This window comes from Pseudomonas sp. NPDC085632, from assembly GCF_044541255.1.
GTDB lineage: Bacteria > Pseudomonadota > Gammaproteobacteria > Pseudomonadales > Pseudomonadaceae > Aquipseudomonas.
In genome coordinates, this window is sequence record NZ_JBITSX010000004.1 from 144,645 (window position 1) to 161,998 (window position 17,354).

Annotated in this window: 18 protein-coding genes; 6 read left to right on the top strand and 12 right to left on the bottom strand. The window is 60.6% G+C overall.

Translation table 11 applies throughout. The annotated features are described in order from the left end of the window. Positions 1–130: 130 nt before the first annotated feature. Positions 131–1,939: a monovalent cation:proton antiporter-2 (CPA2) family protein gene (locus ACIF4X_RS05665; protein ID WP_397481310.1), complete on the top strand. Its 1,809-nt coding sequence runs from the start codon at positions 131–133 to the stop codon at positions 1,937–1,939. A 169-nt stretch (positions 1,940–2,108) separates the two neighbouring features. Here ACIF4X_RS05665 and hcnC read toward each other — a convergent pair whose 3' ends face one another. The 6 genes from hcnC to ACIF4X_RS05695 all read right to left on the bottom strand — a co-directional run bounded on the left by hcnC (position 2,109) and on the right by ACIF4X_RS05695 (position 7,522). Next, positions 2,109–3,368 carry a cyanide-forming glycine dehydrogenase subunit HcnC gene (gene hcnC, locus ACIF4X_RS05670; protein WP_397481311.1) on the bottom strand — a complete coding sequence of 420 codons (1,260 nt, stop codon included), beginning with the start codon at positions 3,366–3,368 and terminating at the stop codon, positions 2,109–2,111. Continuing rightward, the gene (hcnB, locus tag ACIF4X_RS05675; RefSeq protein WP_397481312.1) at positions 3,361–4,770 is read right to left on the bottom strand and encodes a cyanide-forming glycine dehydrogenase subunit HcnB; all 1,410 of its coding nucleotides are present in this window, start codon (positions 4,768–4,770) and stop codon (positions 3,361–3,363) included. Before hcnB ends, hcnC begins: the two co-directional genes overlap by 8 nt. Beyond that, complete coding sequence (hcnA, locus tag ACIF4X_RS05680) at positions 4,767–5,084, bottom strand: cyanide-forming glycine dehydrogenase subunit HcnA (RefSeq protein ID WP_397481313.1); 318 nt, start codon at positions 5,082–5,084, stop codon at positions 4,767–4,769. The genes hcnB and hcnA overlap by 4 nt, the downstream gene beginning before the upstream one ends. Before the next feature lie 241 nt (positions 5,085–5,325). Next, positions 5,326–5,865 (bottom strand): hypothetical protein, encoded by a 540-nt coding sequence (locus ACIF4X_RS05685; RefSeq protein WP_397481314.1) that lies wholly within the window; start codon positions 5,863–5,865, stop codon positions 5,326–5,328. A 226-nt stretch (positions 5,866–6,091) separates the two neighbouring features. Continuing rightward, complete coding sequence (locus ACIF4X_RS05690; protein ID WP_007914999.1) at positions 6,092–7,021, bottom strand: membrane protein; 930 nt, start codon at positions 7,019–7,021, stop codon at positions 6,092–6,094. Positions 7,022–7,213: 192 nt separating this feature from the next. Next, positions 7,214–7,522 (bottom strand): hypothetical protein, encoded by a 309-nt coding sequence (locus tag ACIF4X_RS05695; protein ID WP_397481381.1) that lies wholly within the window; start codon positions 7,520–7,522, stop codon positions 7,214–7,216. 193 nt (positions 7,523–7,715) lie between these two features. Between ACIF4X_RS05695 and ACIF4X_RS05700 the strand changes: the two genes are divergently transcribed. After that, a complete protein-coding gene (locus ACIF4X_RS05700) occupies positions 7,716–8,399 on the top strand; it encodes a response regulator transcription factor (protein ID WP_016986226.1) in 684 nt (227 codons plus the stop codon). Beyond that, a complete protein-coding gene (locus ACIF4X_RS05705; RefSeq protein WP_397481315.1) occupies positions 8,377–9,771 on the top strand; it encodes a sensor histidine kinase in 1,395 nt (464 codons plus the stop codon). The genes ACIF4X_RS05700 and ACIF4X_RS05705 overlap by 23 nt, the downstream gene beginning before the upstream one ends. Positions 9,772–9,910: 139 nt before the next feature. Here the strand turns inward: ACIF4X_RS05705 and ACIF4X_RS05710 are convergent, their stop codons facing one another. Genes ACIF4X_RS05710 through ACIF4X_RS05720 form a run of 3 tightly spaced genes read right to left on the bottom strand, consistent with a single transcriptional unit; the run spans position 9,911 to position 12,159 of the window. After that, a complete protein-coding gene (locus ACIF4X_RS05710; protein ID WP_397481316.1) occupies positions 9,911–10,321 on the bottom strand; it encodes an SRPBCC family protein in 411 nt (136 codons plus the stop codon). A 21-nt stretch (positions 10,322–10,342) separates the two neighbouring features. Next, on the bottom strand, positions 10,343–11,140 hold the full coding sequence (locus tag ACIF4X_RS05715; protein ID WP_397481317.1) for an SDR family NAD(P)-dependent oxidoreductase: 798 nt from the start codon (positions 11,138–11,140) through the stop codon (positions 10,343–10,345). Then, a complete protein-coding gene (locus ACIF4X_RS05720; RefSeq protein ID WP_397481318.1) occupies positions 11,137–12,159 on the bottom strand; it encodes an aldo/keto reductase in 1,023 nt (340 codons plus the stop codon). Before ACIF4X_RS05720 ends, ACIF4X_RS05715 begins: the two co-directional genes overlap by 4 nt. Before the next feature lie 113 nt (positions 12,160–12,272). Between ACIF4X_RS05720 and ACIF4X_RS05725 the strand changes: the two genes are divergently transcribed. Both ACIF4X_RS05725 and ACIF4X_RS05730 read left to right on the top strand, forming a co-directional pair. Beyond that, a complete protein-coding gene (locus ACIF4X_RS05725) occupies positions 12,273–13,169 on the top strand; it encodes a LysR substrate-binding domain-containing protein (protein WP_397481319.1) in 897 nt (298 codons plus the stop codon). Positions 13,170–13,341: 172 nt separating this feature from the next. Next, on the top strand, positions 13,342–14,001 hold the full coding sequence (locus ACIF4X_RS05730; RefSeq protein WP_397481320.1) for a methyltransferase family protein: 660 nt from the start codon (positions 13,342–13,344) through the stop codon (positions 13,999–14,001). Between the two features lie 124 nt (positions 14,002–14,125). Here ACIF4X_RS05730 and ACIF4X_RS05735 read toward each other — a convergent pair whose 3' ends face one another. After that, positions 14,126–14,794 carry an HAD family hydrolase gene (locus tag ACIF4X_RS05735; RefSeq protein ID WP_397481321.1) on the bottom strand — a complete coding sequence of 223 codons (669 nt, stop codon included), beginning with the start codon at positions 14,792–14,794 and terminating at the stop codon, positions 14,126–14,128. A gap of 69 nt (positions 14,795–14,863) precedes the next feature. Continuing rightward, on the bottom strand, positions 14,864–15,277 hold the full coding sequence (locus ACIF4X_RS05740; RefSeq protein WP_397481322.1) for a response regulator: 414 nt from the start codon (positions 15,275–15,277) through the stop codon (positions 14,864–14,866). Positions 15,278–15,476: 199 nt separating this feature from the next. Between ACIF4X_RS05740 and ACIF4X_RS05745 the strand changes: the two genes are divergently transcribed. Beyond that, a complete protein-coding gene (locus ACIF4X_RS05745; RefSeq protein ID WP_397481323.1) occupies positions 15,477–16,418 on the top strand; it encodes a class I SAM-dependent methyltransferase in 942 nt (313 codons plus the stop codon). A gap of 136 nt (positions 16,419–16,554) precedes the next feature. Here the strand turns inward: ACIF4X_RS05745 and ACIF4X_RS05750 are convergent, their stop codons facing one another. Beyond that, positions 16,555–17,334, bottom strand: coding sequence for a LuxR C-terminal-related transcriptional regulator (locus tag ACIF4X_RS05750; RefSeq protein WP_397481324.1), 780 nt, complete (start codon positions 17,332–17,334; stop codon positions 16,555–16,557). Positions 17,335–17,354: the final 20 nt, after the last annotated feature.

Here is a 17,354-nt window from a genome sequence, read left to right on the forward strand (position 1 = left end):
AAAAGCAAGATCAAAAGATCGCAGCCTCGTTGCACTCGACAGCTCCTACAGGGGATCTTCGGTGGATGAAAAGTCGCTGTAACCCTTATCCTTGTCACCCCCGCCGTACCGTTGTCAGGAGTAATCCCCCATGCCCCATGAAGGCAATCTGTTGCAAGCCGCTGTCGTCTTTCTGTTCGCGGCCGTGCTCACCGTGCCTTTGGCCAAACGTCTGCAACTGGGTGCCGTGCTCGGTTATCTGTTTGCCGGGGTGATCATCGGCCCGTCGGTATTGGGCCTGATCGGCAATCCACAGAGCGTGGCGCATATTTCCGAACTGGGCGTGGTGTTGCTGCTGTTCATCATCGGCCTTGAGCTGTCGCCGCGACGCTTGTGGGTGATGCGCAAATCGGTGTTCGGCGTCGGTCTGGCGCAGGTGCTGCTGACCGCTTCGGTGATCGGCGTACTGGCGTTGTCGGTGTTTGGCCAACCGCTGAACAGTGCGATTGTGCTCGGCCTCGGTCTGGCGCTGTCCTCGACGGCATTCGGTCTGCAAAGTCTGGCCGAGCGCAAGGAATTGACCAGCCCCCATGGGCGTCTGGCGTTTGCGATTCTGCTGTTCCAGGACATCGCTGCAATTCCGTTGATTGCGCTGGTGCCGATGCTCGCCGGCGGTGCTCACGACACCAGTAACGCCGAAAGCCTGAACCACGCGTTGCAGGTGCTCGGCGGTATCGCCGTGGTCGTGGTCGGTGGACGCTATCTGTTGCGTCCAGTGTTCCGCGTGGTGGCGAAAACCGGTCTGCCGGAAGTGTCGACGGCCACGGCGTTGCTGGTGGTGATCGGCACGGCGTGGTTGATGGATCTGGTCGGTGTGTCGATGGCACTGGGGGCGTTTCTCGCCGGTCTGCTGTTGGCGGATTCGGAATATCGTCATGAACTGGAAGCGCAGATCGAGCCGTTCAAAGGGCTGCTGCTCGGGCTGTTTTTTATCAGTGTCGGCATGGGCGCTAACCTCAGCCTGCTGCTCAGCGCGCCGATCACCGTGTTGGGGCTGACGCTGCTGTTGATCGGGCTGAAATTGCCGCTGCTGTTCGTCGTCGGGCGTCTGGCCGGTGGCTTGAGCAAGGTCAGTGCGATTCGCCTCGGTATCGTCTTGGCGGCGGGTGGTGAATTCGCCTTTGTGGTGTTCAAGATCGGTCGTGATCAGGGCCTGTTCGAACCACGCCTGTATGACTTGCTGGTGCTGACCATCACCCTGTCGATGGCGGTGACGCCGTTGTTGCTGTTGCTCTGCGCGCGGCTGGTCAGCCCGAAAGTGCAGCCGGTGGAAGTGCCGGAAAAATACCGTGAAATAGACACTGACACGCCACGGGTGGTGATCGCCGGCATGGGCCGGATGGGTCAGATCGTGGCGCGGATTCTGCGGGCGCAGAACATCAAGTTCGTCGCGCTGGACACCTCGGTGGAAACCATCGAACTGTCGCGCAGTTTCGGCGGTGTGCCGGTGTTCTACGGCGACCCGATGCGTCCGGAAATCCTCAATGCGGCCAAGGTCGGCGAGGCGGAATATTTCGTGATTGCCACGGATGATCCGGAGACCAACATCAAGACTGCTGAGGTGGTGCGCAAGCTGTATCCGCACATGAAGATCATCGCCCGGGCGCGTAACCGTCAGCACGTACACCGCTTGGTGGATGTTGGCGCGGAGGCGATTCGTGAGACTTATTATTCGAGTCTGGAAATGAGCCGGCGCACGTTGGTGGGACTTGGTCTGACTCAGGCCCAGGCCGATGCGCGGATCAAGCGCTTCAAGCATCACGACGAACAGGTGCTGGAGGCGCAACACGCGATTTACGACGATGCGGCGAAAGTCCTGCAAACCGCCCAGGAGGCCCGGGCGGAGCTGGCGCGGTTGTTTGAATCCGACCAACTCGAAGAAGAATCGCGCAAGAGCTGACGTGTTTGCACGGATCCCGATATCAGAGCTGGTCTGACTGGCGCCATCGCTGGCAAGCCAGCTCCCACAGGGTTCGGTGTCGTATACAGAATAGGGGGACGACTCGATCACTGTGGGAGCTGGCTTGCCAGCGATGGCGCCAGCCCATTCAGTATCAATGTTTCTTGAATCAAACCATCTCCAGCGTGCGCTCCTGTTTGACCGGAGCCACTGCAAACCGATCCGCCAGAAACGGTGTGATATCCAGCGGCAGCGGCTCATCGTTGACCAGTTTGTCCAGCAGCACGCCAGTAATCGCCGAGGTCAGAATCCCGGTACGGAAGTGCCCGCAGGCATTCAAATACCCTTCCACCCCACGCATCGGCCCGAGAATCGGCAACTCATCCGGCGAACCCGGACGCAAGCCCGCCCACGTGCGTTTCAGATTCACATCCTTGAGTTCCGGCAGGCAACGCACCGCACCCTGCACCAGCCCGGCGATTTCCGGGTAGGTGGTGGTGACGTCGAAGCCTTTGTCTTCGGTGGTGCTGCCAATCAGGATCTCGCCGTTGTCCTTCTGCGCCACGTAGCAGTCGCTGGTGGTCAGGCAGCCGTTTAGAATCTTCGGCATGCGCTCCGTCAGCAGAATCTGGCCTTTCACCGGTTTTACCGGGATGCGAATCCCCGTGGCCCATTCGCTCAAGTCCGCCGCCCAAGCACCGCCGGCGTTGATCAGCGTCTTGCAGTGGAACACGCCCCCCTCGGCCGTCTGCACACCGGTGACGCGGCTGCCGTGGTGCAACACGCCGGTGACGTTGGTGTTGACGAAGATGTCGACGCCGTTCTGCCGTGCACCTTCCATGTAGGCATCGGCGAGGCGGAACGGGCTGACCTGGTGGTCGCAGAGAAACTCCAGCGCCCCGCGTGCTTCATGGCTGACGCTCGGCTCGGCCTCGCGCAACGCTGCCTGATCGAGCCAGCGCACCTGATCGGCCAGGTGCGGAATGCAGCCGACGATATGCTCGGCGTAGAGCCGGTCTTCATCGTCGTAAATGACGAACTTCAACCCGGTCTTTTCGAACTTGAAATCCATCCCGTGGTTGTCTTTCAGCTCACGGTGCAGCGCCGGGTACAGCGCGTTGGATTGCAGGGCGAAATCGAAGAATGACTCCGGCAGAATGTGCGGCGTGCTTGCGTCCACGGCTACCGCCGCACCCTGGGTTTCGCGCTTGCGGTTGGCCGACATCATGCGGAAGAAAATCACCCCGCAGCCGAGGCCGACCGACTCGCCGATTGCCCACAAACCGCCGGCCGACGCACGGGTTGCGTTGCCCGGTCGCTTGGCATCGATCAGTGCGATCTTGAGGTTTTTGCGCTTGGACAGTTGATAGGCGCAGGACGCCCCGATCACGCCGCCGCCGGCGATAACCACGTCATAGAACTTACTCATGGGCAGCGGCCTCCGTGCCGACAGACTGGAACGCGGAAAAAGGAATCGGATCAATCGGGAAACGCGGGCGCAGCCAACCGACGTCCTTGCGCCCGGTAGCCTGACGCAGGCGGTCGCTGCAGTAGCCGACGCACATCCTGCCCTGGCAATCGCCCATGCTTACGCGGGTGCGCATTTTCAGGCTGGCAATGTCTTGCACGCCCTGCTCCAGCGCCAGGTCAATGTCGGCGCGGGTCGCGTGTTCGCAGCGACAGATCACCGTGTCGGCGGCGGGCAATGCAGTCTGGCCGACGCCACGTTCGGTGTAGCGATCCACCGCCGCGCGGAAGCGCACGATGGCTTTGAGTTTGCTCAAGTAGCGGTCGCGGCGCACGCGAGCCAATTCCTCTTCGAGCACGCCGCGTTGCAGCAGAATAGAAGTTGCGGCGATCTTGCCGGCGAGCATCGCCGCCTCACCGCCGCGAATCCCGCCCATGTCGCCGGCCAGATGCACGTGAGGTTCGCTGCCTTGCTGCCAGACGTTCGCGTTGGCGCGCAGATAACCGTCGTCGCTGAAGCCATGGTCCAGGCCCATCTGCTGACTCAGTTGGGTGCGCGGAATAAAGCCGTAACCGACCGCCAGGGTCTTGGCTTCGAAGCGCTCGACGCGGCTAAGGTCCGGTTCCCAAGTCGCCGAGTACGGCGCGACGCTGACGCTTTTCAGCTCGCCCTCGCCGTGGGCTTCGACCACGCCCCAGCCGTAGTTCATTGAGATGCCGTGCAGCTTCAGGTAGGCGAGCATGCTCAAACCATCGAGAAACAGCTGCGGTTTGTTCAGCAGTGCGAGACTTTCGCGGGCAATCTTGCCGAACGCACAGGCTTCATACACGCCCGCGACGCTAACGCCCGAAGCGTGCAACTGCGTCGCCACCAGCGGCAGCAACGGCCCGGTGCCGGCGATGATCACCGGCCCTTGCGGCTTGACCACGCCGCTTTTGATTTGCAGTTGCAGACCGCCGAGCATGATCACCCCCGGCAAGGTCCAGCCGGGAAACGGCACGCTGCGCTCATGGCATCCGGCAGCCAGGAGCAACTGCGGATACTCGATCTCGTGCAGTTGCTCGTCGCCATCGAGCACCACCAGCGCGCGGCTGCCTTCGGCGCCGACCACACGATGGTTGAGGCGCACGTCAATCAGCCCGGCCTGCTCCTGAAAATCACCGTGCAGTTTGCCCAGCGCTTCGGAGTAGCGCGGGCCGAGATAATCCAGTTGCACGCCATCACGCAGCGGCCCGCGATAGACCACGCCGCCGAGGCGCGAAGCTTCTTCGAGCAAGGTGCAGCGCACGCCGTGGCGCGCCAGTTCGATGGCCGCCGCCATCCCCGCCGGGCCGCCGCCGACAATCACCGGTTGCAGGTTCATACGACCACCTCTTGCGTGGTGATGCGGTTGACCCGGGTTTCAATCTGCATGCCGTCACGCACCACGGTCTGGCAGGCGCGGCGTTTGTGCTGGCCATTGATTTTCACCAGGCAGCACTGGCACACGCCCATGCCGCAATAGGCGCCGGTGATCTGGTCGTGATCATTGCGGGCAATCTGGCGAACGCCGAGGGACTGGATAACGCTGAGGACGGTTTCGCCGATAGCGGCGGTGACCGCTTGGCCGTTGATGTGGACGGTCATATCCGCCTGCGCCAACGGCTGGATATCGAAAGTTCTTTCTTGGCAGTGCATTGCGATGTTCATCCGTGAAAGTTCGGTTGAGGTGGTGTCAGCTCCTTGCTGCACTACACCGTGTCGACGCATTTATTGTGGCTGTGAGGGGGCGTCGACGCGGGTACTCCGTCAGCGCAACAAGGTGCGCGTGAAGCACTGTAGTTCATACCTCAGCAAAGGCCGGGATCATTTACGTTAGGCGATATCGCCACAGCAAATATTGATCCAGGCCAGTGAAAGCGGTTGGATTGTCCAACGATCAATTGGAGAAGACGAACTGCCCTTTGATCTTTTTCGCGCCGATGAAACCCAGGTCCGGGAACAGCAGGGTTTTGATCCAGGCGGCGTAGAACACAATGGCCAGAGTGATGCCGACGGCAATCACGGTCGACAGCGGATCTTCCTCATAACCCTTGAACATGCGTGAAACCTGACTGACGGTCAGGATGACGTAAACGGTGTAAGCCGCCGCCACGTTCTTGTAGAAGCCCCATGCAAACAACAACGGAATGCCGCCAGCGATCAGCAGCATGGTCAGTGCCAGACCGGCGCTTGCGTCATAGAACAGGAAGAAACCGAAGACTGCGCCGATCAATGCCTGGATGCAGGTCAACACTACGAGCAGAGTGACTTTGAGTGAATGCTTTTCTCTGAGGGCCGGATCCGGACGCCCCCCGATCCAGGCCGCCAACACGCGATCTTTGACCGCACCGCCCGACAACGCTTTGAACGTTTCGGTTTTCGAGCGCCCGGCTTCGAGCATTTCCACCAACTGGCGTTTGATTTCCTTCTTGTCCAACGTGTTCATCCTTAAAAAGAGGTAAAAGCGGCCAATCCACTTCCGGCGGCGATTCTCGCCGTTGCCCCCGCAGAAAGCAAAAAGCCGCTTCCACCCGAAGGTGGAAGCGGCCGAGGCATGCGCCTCAATCGAGCAATCAGTGCACGAACAGGGCGATCAGGATGATGATCGGGATCGGTACGCCGAGGAAAAACAGCAGTAGTGAGCGCATGGTCATGCTCCTTGTTTAACGGACTGGAGTGGTCGTGGTGTAGGTGTCGACTTCTACGTACTCGACGGCATCCCGACGACGACCGCCGTAAGTAGCCGCGAGGCTGGCGAAGAACGCACCGGCCAACAGCGAGATGAACATCCACAGCGAAGTCCAGGCAGCGACTTTCGCGGCGGTGTCGGCGGCTTGTTGAGCTTTCAGCTTGGCGTCGGCCAGGGCTTTCTGAGTGCGGGCGTAGATTTCATCGACGCGGCGCTCGGCATCGGCCTGAGTCAGGTTGGTCCGTTGGGCGACCAGTTGCGCGAGGTAGGTACGGTCTTCGGCACTCAGCTGACCGTTGGCCAGGCTTTGCGCAAAGATCCGGGCCACGGCGCCATGGGCGGCATCATCGCTGACGGAGGCCGGACGGTCATCGCGGAACAGGCTGTCGATGTAGTAGCCATACTGGTTGCTGTCGGTGTTGGCCGCAGCAGAACCGGCCGCTTGAGTCATGGCACTGGCGGCACCGCCGGCAACACTGGCACCGGCCTGCACACCACCACTGATCACACTGCTGACCGAGCCGACCACCAGAACCGCAGTGACCAACGTCGCCACACACCAGGCGAGGAAGCCGTGCGCGGTATCGCGGAAATACACTTCATCGCCGTGCATGTTCGCCCACTTCACCCGCAGGCGACCGGCGATGTAGCCCCCCATGCCGGAAGCGATGATCTGCGTCGCCGCCAGCCAGACAATCGTTGAAATGCCCAGGCCCTTGGCGCTGACGCCCTCTCCGGCCCACGGTGAAACGGCAGAGAAACCCAAACCGAACCCGAGCAGGACCAAAATCATCGACAGGGCTGCGGCAGCCGCAGCACCGGCGAAAATCGCGCCCCAGGACACGCCCGAAACGCTGCTCGACTCTTCAACGGCGGGATAAAACCCATCAGGGGATCTATTCATTGTTGTTCTGCTCCAGGCATGAAAAATGGTGTTACAACTCGTCATCAGAGGAATTGCAGTGACCGTGCCAGTCGCGAAAAATAAATAAATCCTTTTGTTTCAATCAGTTATAAAGAATGAACTTCCCAGGACCATGCAAATTGCAACAAGGGCCGGATAACAGCGGGTTTTATGCATTGGCACAAATGCCAGTTATTTGCGTTTGTAGCTCTTGTTACCGCCTGGGGTCAGGCAATACACCCCGCCACGTGGGCCGGTGCAAAACGAACCGGAGCCGCAGGCGCAGCCATCATCGCTTTGCAGGAGGTTTTGCGGACGGGCCTGCCGCTGCTCGCCAAACATCGCCGCACAGCTTTTCTTCGAGCCGCTGATGGAGCCGTCATTGCACAGGAACAGATCACCGTCGCAGCGATCAATCCCGCCCTTTTTGCCGGAACACGGCGTGTTGGCCGCCCATGCCGAGGCGCTGAACAACACCAGCAACAGACCGGTGATCGGCATCCAGCCACGGCGAATCGAAAGACGCACGGCACCACTCCTGATGGAAATTGTGGCCAGATGATATCAACGTTGCGGCAAATAAATCCCCAAGGCGCGCAAATGACAGCTACAACATGAAAGTTAATTTAAAGCGTCAGCGGAATTTCTTGGCAAAATGCTGCCATTCCGTTTGAACCGATCAGCAGGCCTGCCTATGACTCGTATCTTGACCATCGAAGACGACGCCGTGACTGCGCGGGAAATCGTCGCCGAACTGAGCAGCCACGGGCTGGAAGTCGACTGGGTCGACAATGGCCGCGAAGGCCTCGACCGCGCCGTGAGCGGCAATTACGACCTGATCACCCTCGACCGCATGCTGCCCGAACTCGATGGTCTGGCCATCGTCACCACCCTGCGCACCATGGGCGTGGCCACACCGATCCTGATGATCAGCGCCCTCTCTGATGTAGACGAGCGTGTGCGCGGCTTGCGCGCCGGCGGCGATGATTACCTGACCAAACCATTCGCCACCGACGAGATGGCCGCGCGAGTTGAAGTGTTGCTGCGCCGACAGAACAGCGGCGCGACTCAGGCGACAACCTTGCAGGTGGCCGACCTCGAACTGGATTTGATCAGCCATGAAGCACGCCGTGCCGAACAAGTGCTGACGCTGTTGCCGACCGAATACAAGTTGCTCGAATTCCTTATGCGCAACAGCGGCCAGATCCTCTCGCGGATGATGATTTTCGAAGAGGTCTGGGGTTATCACTTCGACCCCGGCACCAACCTGATCGACGTGCACATCGGCCGTCTGCGCAAGAAGATCGACGCGGTCGGCCATGTGCCGCTGATCCGCACGGTACGGGGTTCAGGTTATGTCATTGCCGAACCCGTCTGACGGCTGGCGTTCCTCCAGTAGCCGCTTGCTGGCGCTGTACAGCTCGTTGTTCGTGGCCTGGAGCGCGATCCTCATGGGGGTCATGTATTACGAGGTTTCCGGCTATCTCGACAACCTCGCCAAACATTCGCTGATGCAACGTCAGCACTTGTTTTCGCACTTTCGCGGCGCACAGTTGGAAGACGCCCTCGCCGCCAGCATGACCTTCGATATTCGCGGCATCGACGCCTATGGCTTGTTCGATGCCGATGGCGTTTACCTCGGCGGTGCATTGCAGCAGATTCCCGAAGGCCTGCCGCTGGACGGCAAGATCCACATGCTCGCCGACTGCGCCGATTCCGATGACCCGACTCTGCCCAATGACAGCTGCGACGCGGTCGCCACGCAAACCCGCGACGGTCGCTGGCTGGTGTTGCTGCGCGACAACGGCTCGCTGTTTGCGGTGACGCGGATCATTTTGCATGCGTTGTTCTGGGGCGTGTCGCTGACGATCCTGCCGGGGATTGCCGGTTGGCATTTGCTGCGGCGTCGGCCGTTGCGACGGATTCGGGCGATTCAGGACAGCGCCCAGGCGATTGTCGCCGGCGACCTGACGCATCGTTTGCCACTGTCCAATCGCCGCGATGAACTGGACATGCTCGCCGCCATCGTCAACGCCATGCTGGAGCGCATTGAGCGCTTGATGAATGAAGTCAAAGGCGTCTGCGACAACATCGCCCACGATTTGCGCACGCCGCTGACGCGCCTGCGCGCGCAGTTGTATCGCATGCAGCAGCAGGCCGGCGAAGGCTCGCAGGAGGCCGCGCAACTGGATCTGGTGCTGGCGGAAGCGGACACGCTGATGGCGCGGTTTCGCGGCTTGTTGCGGATTTCCGAGCTGGAAGATCGTCAGCGCCGTTCAGGTTTTGTCCAACTCGATCCGGTGCAGTTGCTCGAAGAGTTGCATGAGTTTTACCTGCCACTGGCCGAGGAAGGCGAGCTGCGTTTCGACCTGAACATGCCGGAGACACTGCCGCTGCTCAATGGTGATCGGGCGTTGTTGTTCGAAGCGCTGGCGAATTTGCTGAGCAACTCGATCAAGTTCACACCGGTCGGCGGCACGGTCATGCTGCGTGGCGTCAACGCCGGGGGGCAGACGCGGATTGAAGTGCACGACTCCGGGCCAGGGATTCCCGAGGCTGAGCGTGAGGCGGTGTTCCAGCGCTTTTATCGTGCCGAGGGCGGACAGCCGCAGGGTGGGTTTGGCTTGGGGTTGTCGATCGTCGCAGCGATCGTCAGCTTGCATGGCTTCAGTCTTGAAGTCGGCAGCAGCGATTTGGGCGGGGCGAAACTGGTGCTCGATTGCCGGCAGAGCCTGATCGAAAATTCCTGATTCTGCCGATACTCCAAATCGACGCAGTCCCTGTGGGAGCTGGCTTGCCAGCGATGAGGGCCGGTCAGCCGCCGTATAAGGTGACTGAACCACCGCAATCGCTGGCAAGCCAGCTCCCACAGGTTTTTGTGCTGGATGATTAAGCGGGGTAATTGGCTCGGAGTGCCTCGAGACCACCCTGATAGATGCCGTTGAACAGCGCCACCACTTCCTCATCGCTCACGCCTTTGGCGTTAAAGCGCCCCGACCACGTCACCCGTGCGCCCTGCCCCTGTGCTTCAACCTTGATCGTCGCCAGGTAATCAGTCGCCGGAAACGGTGCCTGTTCAATCGAGTAGCTGTAAGTCTTCGCGGCGTTGTCGAACGCTTGCAGACGTTCGACCACCACGCCGCCGTCAGCGGTCTGCAAGGTGCGCACACGGCCACCGTCGCTCAATTCACTGTTGGGAATAAAAGGCAGCCAATCGGGCAGCGTGTTGAAGCCGCCGATCAATTGCCAGACCTGATCGGCCGAAACCGGAATATCGATGGTTGCGGATGCTGTTGGCATAAATAAACGTCTCTCCAGAATTCAGATAGTCAGGCTGTCGACCACGCCGCCATCGACGCGCAGAGCAGCGCCGGTAGTGGCCGAGGACAGCGGCGATGCAATGTAGGTCACCAAATGCGCCACCTCTTCAACATCCGCGACACGCTGGATGATCGAGGTCGGGCGGGCCTTGAGCACAAAGGCGTCGGCTTCATCGCGCAGGTTGCGCCCGGATTCGGCGGCGGCATCCTTGAGCATGTCTTGCAGGCCATCGGTGAAAGTCGGGCCCGGCAGGATCGCATTGACCGTCACGCCGGTGCCAGCCAGACGTTTGGCCAGACCGTGGGACACCGCCAGATTGGCGCTTTTGGTCACGCCGTAGTTGATCATGTCGGCCGGTGTGGCGACGCCGGATTCCGAGGACAGGAAAATCACTCGGCCCCAGCCCTGCTCGACCATCGCCGGCACGTAATGCCGAGACAGGCGCACGCCGGAAATCACGTTGACCTCATAGAAGCGCGTCCACTCGCTGTCCGGTGCTTCGAAGAAATCAACGGCGTCGAAGATGCCGAGATTGTTCACCAGAATGTCCGCACGCGGCTCGGCGGCAAACAGTTTTTGTGCGCCTTCGGCGGTGCCCAGATCGGCAGCCAAACCACGCAACTGCGCACCCGGAACTTTCTCGCGAATACTCGCCAACGCCTGTTCAACTTTGCCCGTGTCGCGGCCGATCACCACCACCGTGGCGCCGGCTTCGGCCAGCGACTGGCTGATACCCAAGCCGATACCAGCAGTGCTGCCGCTGACAATGGCCAGTTTTCCACTCAGATCAATCTTCATGCTTTCACCTCATCGATTGGCAATGGTGCACGTTCGGAAACCAGTTGGGCGTCGCGCATCGCCTGCCAAAAACCGGCAGGAATAACGGCTGACAATGCAGCGACGTCTTCAGCAATTCGGCCGGGTTTGCTGGCCCCGGGAATCACCGCCGCAACAGCGGGATTGGCCAGCGAAAACTGTAGCGCAGCGGCTTTGATATCGACGTTGTAAGCAGCGGCGATGCGTTTGATCTGCTCGACCTTGGCGATGACTTCAGGGCTGGCCTGCTGGTATTCGAAGTGCGAGCCACCGGCCAGGATTCCAGAGCTATAAGGGCCACCGACGACGATTTCAACGTTCTGCGCTCGGGCCGAATCCATCAACCGTTGCAGCGGGCGTTCGTGATCGAGCAGCGTGTAGCGACCGGCCAACAGGAATCCATCCGGCTGCGCCTCGCTGAGGTCGAGGGTCAGTTCGCACGGCTCGACCTTGTTCACACCCAGGCCCCAGCCTTTGATCACGCCTTCTTCGCGCAACCGGGTGAGGACTTTGAACGCGCCGGTGCGGGCCTGGTTGAAGTACTCCAGCCATTGATCACCGTAGAAGTCCTGAGCGATGTCGTGCACCCAGACAATGTCGAGGCGATCGGTTTGCAGGCGTTTGAGGCTGTCCTCGATCGAACGCAGCGTTGCATCGGCGCTGTAGTCATTGACGATCTTGTTCGGGCGACCGTGTTCGAATACTCCACTTTTCTCACCGAGATCACGGGCAGCGGCGTCTTCGACTTCATCGAGGATGACCCGACCGACCTTGCTGCTCAGCACATAGTCGTCACGCTTGTATTGCTTCAGCGCTTCACCGAGGCGGATCTCCGACAGACCGGAGCCGTAGAAGGGCGCGGTGTCGAAGTAACGCACACCGGCATCCCACGCGGCATGCACGGTGGCTTGCGCTTCTTCTTCGGGGATGGCGCGGAACATATTGCCCAGGGGGGCGGTGCCGAAGCCCAGTTGGCCGGGCAGTTTGTCTTTCAAGCTCATGGGTTTTTCCTCGATAGGTTCTGGGTCTGTGTGACCGTTGAGCAGATCCTAGATTGCGACACCGAGACCGTCCAAGACATAATGCGCAGCACTTGAGTCCCTATAGGTCTGACATGATCGACATCCGCCAATTGCGCTACTTCGTTGTAGTCGCCGAGGAAGAACACGTCGGCCGCGCCGCCGAACGGCTGCATATTTCCCAGTCGCCACTGAGCCGGCAGATCGCCCAGCTCGAAGAACGCCTGGGCCTGACCCTGTTCGAGCGCAGCCAGCAACGCATTCGCCTGACCCGCGACGGCCAGACTTTTCTTGCCGAAACCCGTGCCCTGCTCACCCACGCCAGTCGCCTCGAATCACTCGGCAAACGCCTGGGCCGTGGCGAGGAAGGCGGTTTGTGCATCGGCTATATCGAGAACGCCATGCACGCCGGCGTCTTGCCCAATGCCTTGCGCGTGCTGCGCGTGGACCGGCCGAATGTGCATGTCGCGCTGTACAACCTCAGTTCCGCCGAGCAGTTGGAAGGCTTGCGACAGCGTAGTCTCGATATCGCGTTGGTGAGTGAGCCGCCGACCGATGACGATCCGGATCTGTTGGGCTTTCAGGTGCTGGATGATCCGATGCTGCTGGCGCTGCCGGAACATCATCCATTGGCGCAGCAAGCGGCGTTGAACCCCGAGGATCTGGCCGATCAGGAATGGATCGGCGTGCAGCCGCGTCAGGATGCCAACGATGAGTTTGCCAGCGCCTGCATCCGCGCAGGCTTCACCCCCGATGTGCGCATGCAGGCGACCGAGCCGTTTACTGCGCTGGGGCTGGTGGCGTCGGGGTTGGGGATTGCGATGATTCAGAAGGGTTTGAGCCATAACGCGCCGCCGGGTGTGGTGTTGCGGGAGCTGCCGTGGCTGACCTTGACCACGCCATTGTGGGCGGCGTGGCACCGGATCAATTTGCGGCCATTGGTCGAGACCTTCCGCACCGTTTTGACAGGTAATGAGATTTCCGCTGACTGAACGGGCCTCATCGCGGGCAAGCCCGCTCCCACAGGTTCATGGGTGAGCCTGAACTTTTTGTACGCCGCAAATCCCTGTGGGAGCGGGCTTGCCCGCGATGAGGCCAGCAGCCACAACCATTGCCCTCGGGCGTTCTACACTCAACGGATACGCCCCCAGCCGTGAGGTGACCATGAAAATGTCTGCGCAAATGACCGTTGTCGCGGTACTCGCCACCCTTGCCTGGCTGGGTCTGGCGGTGTGGGGCATTGGCGGTGTGGCGATGTTCTTTTCCCACGGCTCATTGGTGGTCGTGGCATTGGCGACGGTGGCCATGGTGATCGCCTCACTGTTCAGCGAGGTCAACCTCAGCTCTGGCGAACGTGAGGACCGCGCCAATCGTTGGGTGATTCCAGCGTTTGGTGTGATCGGGCTGGTCAGTGGTTTTTTGCCGGCCTATTGCGACCGGGTGAATTTCTGGACGGTGGGCGCTGAAGGCATGCGCTGGCTCGGCGCGTTGCTGTTTATCGTCGGTGGCGCGCTGCGATTGTGGCCGGTGTTTGTGCTGGGGCGGCGGTTCAGTGGGTTGGTGGCGATACAGCCGGGGCACCGGTTGGTCACCGATGGCATTTACCAACGGCTGCGCAATCCGAGTTATCTGGGGTTGGTGATCAATGCCGTGGGCTGGGCGCTGGCGTTTCGTTCGGTAGTCGGACTGATGCTGGCGGCGCTGACACTGATCCCGTTGATTGCCCGGATTCACTCGGAAGAAGCCCTGCTGCGTGCGCAATTTGGGGCGGAGTACGAGGCTTATTGCGCGCGGAGTTGGCGGTTGCTGCCGGGGGTTTACTGACCACAGGGCAACACTTAACCCTGTGGGAGCTGGCTTGCCAGCGATAGCGGTGGTTCAGTCAAATTTATAGTGACTGACAGGGCCTCATCGCTGGCAAGCCAGCTCCCACAGGGACTGTGTTGTGTCAGTTTTTTTGCAGGTGAAGTTTGCCGTCGCTGTCGACCTTGACCTGCACCGCAGCATAACTGGCCAACGTCGCATGGACCGTTTCCAGCGGATGCTGATGTGTCGTGGTGATGATCATCAATGGCGCACCCGCAGCTTCAGCAGCCTGAATGCCGACGGTGGCGTCTTCGAAAATCAGGCAATCACGCGCTTCCAGACCAAGCCGCTTGGCCGCCAGTAAATAGCCGGCCGGATCAGGTTTGCCGGCCTTGACATCTTCAGCGGTGATCATCACCGCAGGCTCAGGAATCCCCGCCGCCGCCATCCGCCGCAACGCCAGATCCCGTGGCGCCGACGTCACCATCGCCCAGCGATCGGCAGGCAGGCTGTTGAGAAAAGCCGCGGCGCCGGGAATCTCGACAATGCCTTCGACGTCTTCGATTTCAGCCTTGGTGATGAACGCCGCTTGCACCTCGGCATCCACGCCCGGCAGGTTCAGACGATTGATCGTGTCGATGGCGCGCGCGCCGTGAATGGTCGGCAAAAAGGTTTCCACATCGATGCCATGGCGCACAGCCCAGGCTGACCAGATCCGCTCAGCGGCGGCGATGGAATTGAGGACAGTGCCGTCCATGTCGAACAGAAACGCGCCGAACGCGTGATCGAATACAGCATCGTGAGCAGACAAAGGGTCGCATCCTCTGGCAAAAAACCGGGCGGGCAATGTAGCACTTGCCCGGTCGATTCACCCAGCGTGTCAGTGCAGGCGCGATGCCTTGGATTTGAAGGCGCTGTCGACGCAGTCGAGCAATTGACCGATGGCCCAGGGCTTTTTGATGAACGCCACCGAATGCTTGACCCCGGAGGTCTCGGGCGTTTCATAACCGGACATGACCATCACCGGTTTGTCTGGCCAGCGGTCGCCGACCAGGTTGGCCAGGTCCGCGCCATTAAGGGTGCCGGGCATGGTGATGTCGGTCAGTAGCAACGCCACGTTCGGGGCGTTTTGCTCAAGGTAAAGTGATGCGGCGTCGGCGCTGGTTTGCGGCTCGACCCTGAAACCTTCCTCCTGAAGAATTTCGCAGAGAAACTCCAGAATCAACGGATCGTCTTCAACCACCAGAATCAACCCGCCAGGAAGGTGCTCGTCCGCTGTCGGTATTGGGCACATGGAACTGCACTCCCTGAATTGCATTAACGATTTAGCGGCTTGAATCCGCTGCTTAACTGGTATGAGCGGCGGGCTCTGCAGAAATTCATTTTTGATACAGGTCTTTTGCGAAACGGCGCTTTTGCCCGTCAGCGGCGATCGTTCGCAGCGGTGTATTTGTGGTTAAAATGCCGGCCCTTTTGCTTACCGATCCTGACCGATGACCCCTGAAGCCCTCGCCACCCTCCATGCCCATCTGCTGCCGGCCCTCGCGGCCGCACCGAGCGAAACCCGTCGCCTGTTCCACGGGCGCGGACGCCGCTGGGCCGGGCTGGAGCAGTTGACCGTGGACTGGCTGCAAGGCGTGGTGCTGGTGTCGCTGTTCAAGGAGCCGGCGCCTGAGCAACTGGACAATCTCAAGGCGTTGCTGCTGGAAATCACCGGTTCCGTCGAATGGAAACAGTCTGGCGCCCACACGTTGCTGATCCAGCATCGCTACTTGCCGCAGAGCACCGCCGAATGGCTGCTGGGGGATGAGATCGATGAAATGAGCATCGTCGAGGGCGGTTTGCAGTACCGCGTCGACCTGGGCCGCAAGCAGAACGCCGGGCTGTTTCTCGACATGCGTTACGGGCGCAACTGGGTGCGCGAACAGGCCAGCGGCAAGCGAGTGTTGAATCTGTTTGCCTACACCTGCGGGTTTTCCGTGGCGGCCATCGAAGGTGGCGCCAACCATGTGGTCAACCTGGACATGTCCCGCGCGGCCCTGAGCCGTGGCCGCGACAATCATCGCTTGAACGGCCATGACCTGAGCAAAGTCAGTTTCCTCGGTCACGACCTGTTCAAATCCTGGGGCAAGGTGATCAATAGCGGTCCGTATGACCTGGTGATCATCGATCCGCCGTCGTTCCAGAAAGGCAGTTTCCTGCTGACCAAGGATTACCGGCGCGTGCTGCGTCGTTTGCCGGAATTGCTCACGGCGCAAGGCACGGTGCTGGCGTGCATGAATGACCCGGCGTTCGGTTCGGACTTTTTGATTGATGGCGTGACCCAGGAAGCGCCGAGTCTGCGCTTTGAGCAGCGGCTGGAGAATCCACCGGAGTTTCCGGACATTGACCCTGAAAGCGGCCTCAAGGCTTTAGTCTTCCACCGCACCCCCTGACACCCCGCCATCGCGCAAACACCACGGCCCCCTGTGGGAGCTGGCTGGCCAGCGATGAGGACGGCGCAGTCGACATTTTCATCGCCCGACATAGCACCATCGCTGGCAAGCCAGCTCCCACAGGTTTTGTGGTGAATCAGGGAGTTGGTGGACGCAACACCAGCGCAAACAACTCACCATGCCCGGTGACATTGAGCTTGTGATACAGATTGCGTCGATGCACTTTGACCGTCTCCGGCGAGATGCCCATCTGCTGGGCCATCGCCTTGCTGGAGAAACCCTGCAAGATCAGCCGCGCCGTATCGACTTCACGCAGCGTCAGCCGCGCATCGAAGCGGTCAAGCAACGTCGCCAGATCCCCGACCGGCGTTTGCGCCACCGCGCCCTGCGGCGGCAACAACTGCGCATGCCGACGCATCGCCGCCAACACCCAGTCACGCACGCACAGCAGTCGGCCCTGCTCGGCCATGTCGAACAGCGTCGAACGGCCCAATGACAAACCGAGCACACCCCCCTCGACGTTGATCATGAACTGCAACTCGTCTTCGCCCACCACCGAGCGAAAGTAGCTCTGGTAGTACTCGCTGTGCAGAAACTGGTCCGGCGCCACCGAGGCGAGGCTGTGCAAGCCGTCGGCAATACCGGTCGAAGCGGTCTGATAAAACGGATCAAGCAGGTACATGCCGGCGCTGTAACTGGCCAGTTCTTCCTGCTCGTCGGGGCGACCCTTGCTGTCGAAGTCGATCAGCAACTGCGGCGCCTGCCCCGCTTGCATCAACGCTACCAGCGCATTGTCCAGCGGCACCAGCAAACGCAACGTGTCCACCAGCGCGCGCCAGAAACCCTCTTGGCCAACACCGGCAAATACCCGGGCCAGGCTTTGATGCACTGGCAACTCCTGCAGCAACGCGTCCACGCACTACCCCTTTTGAGTAA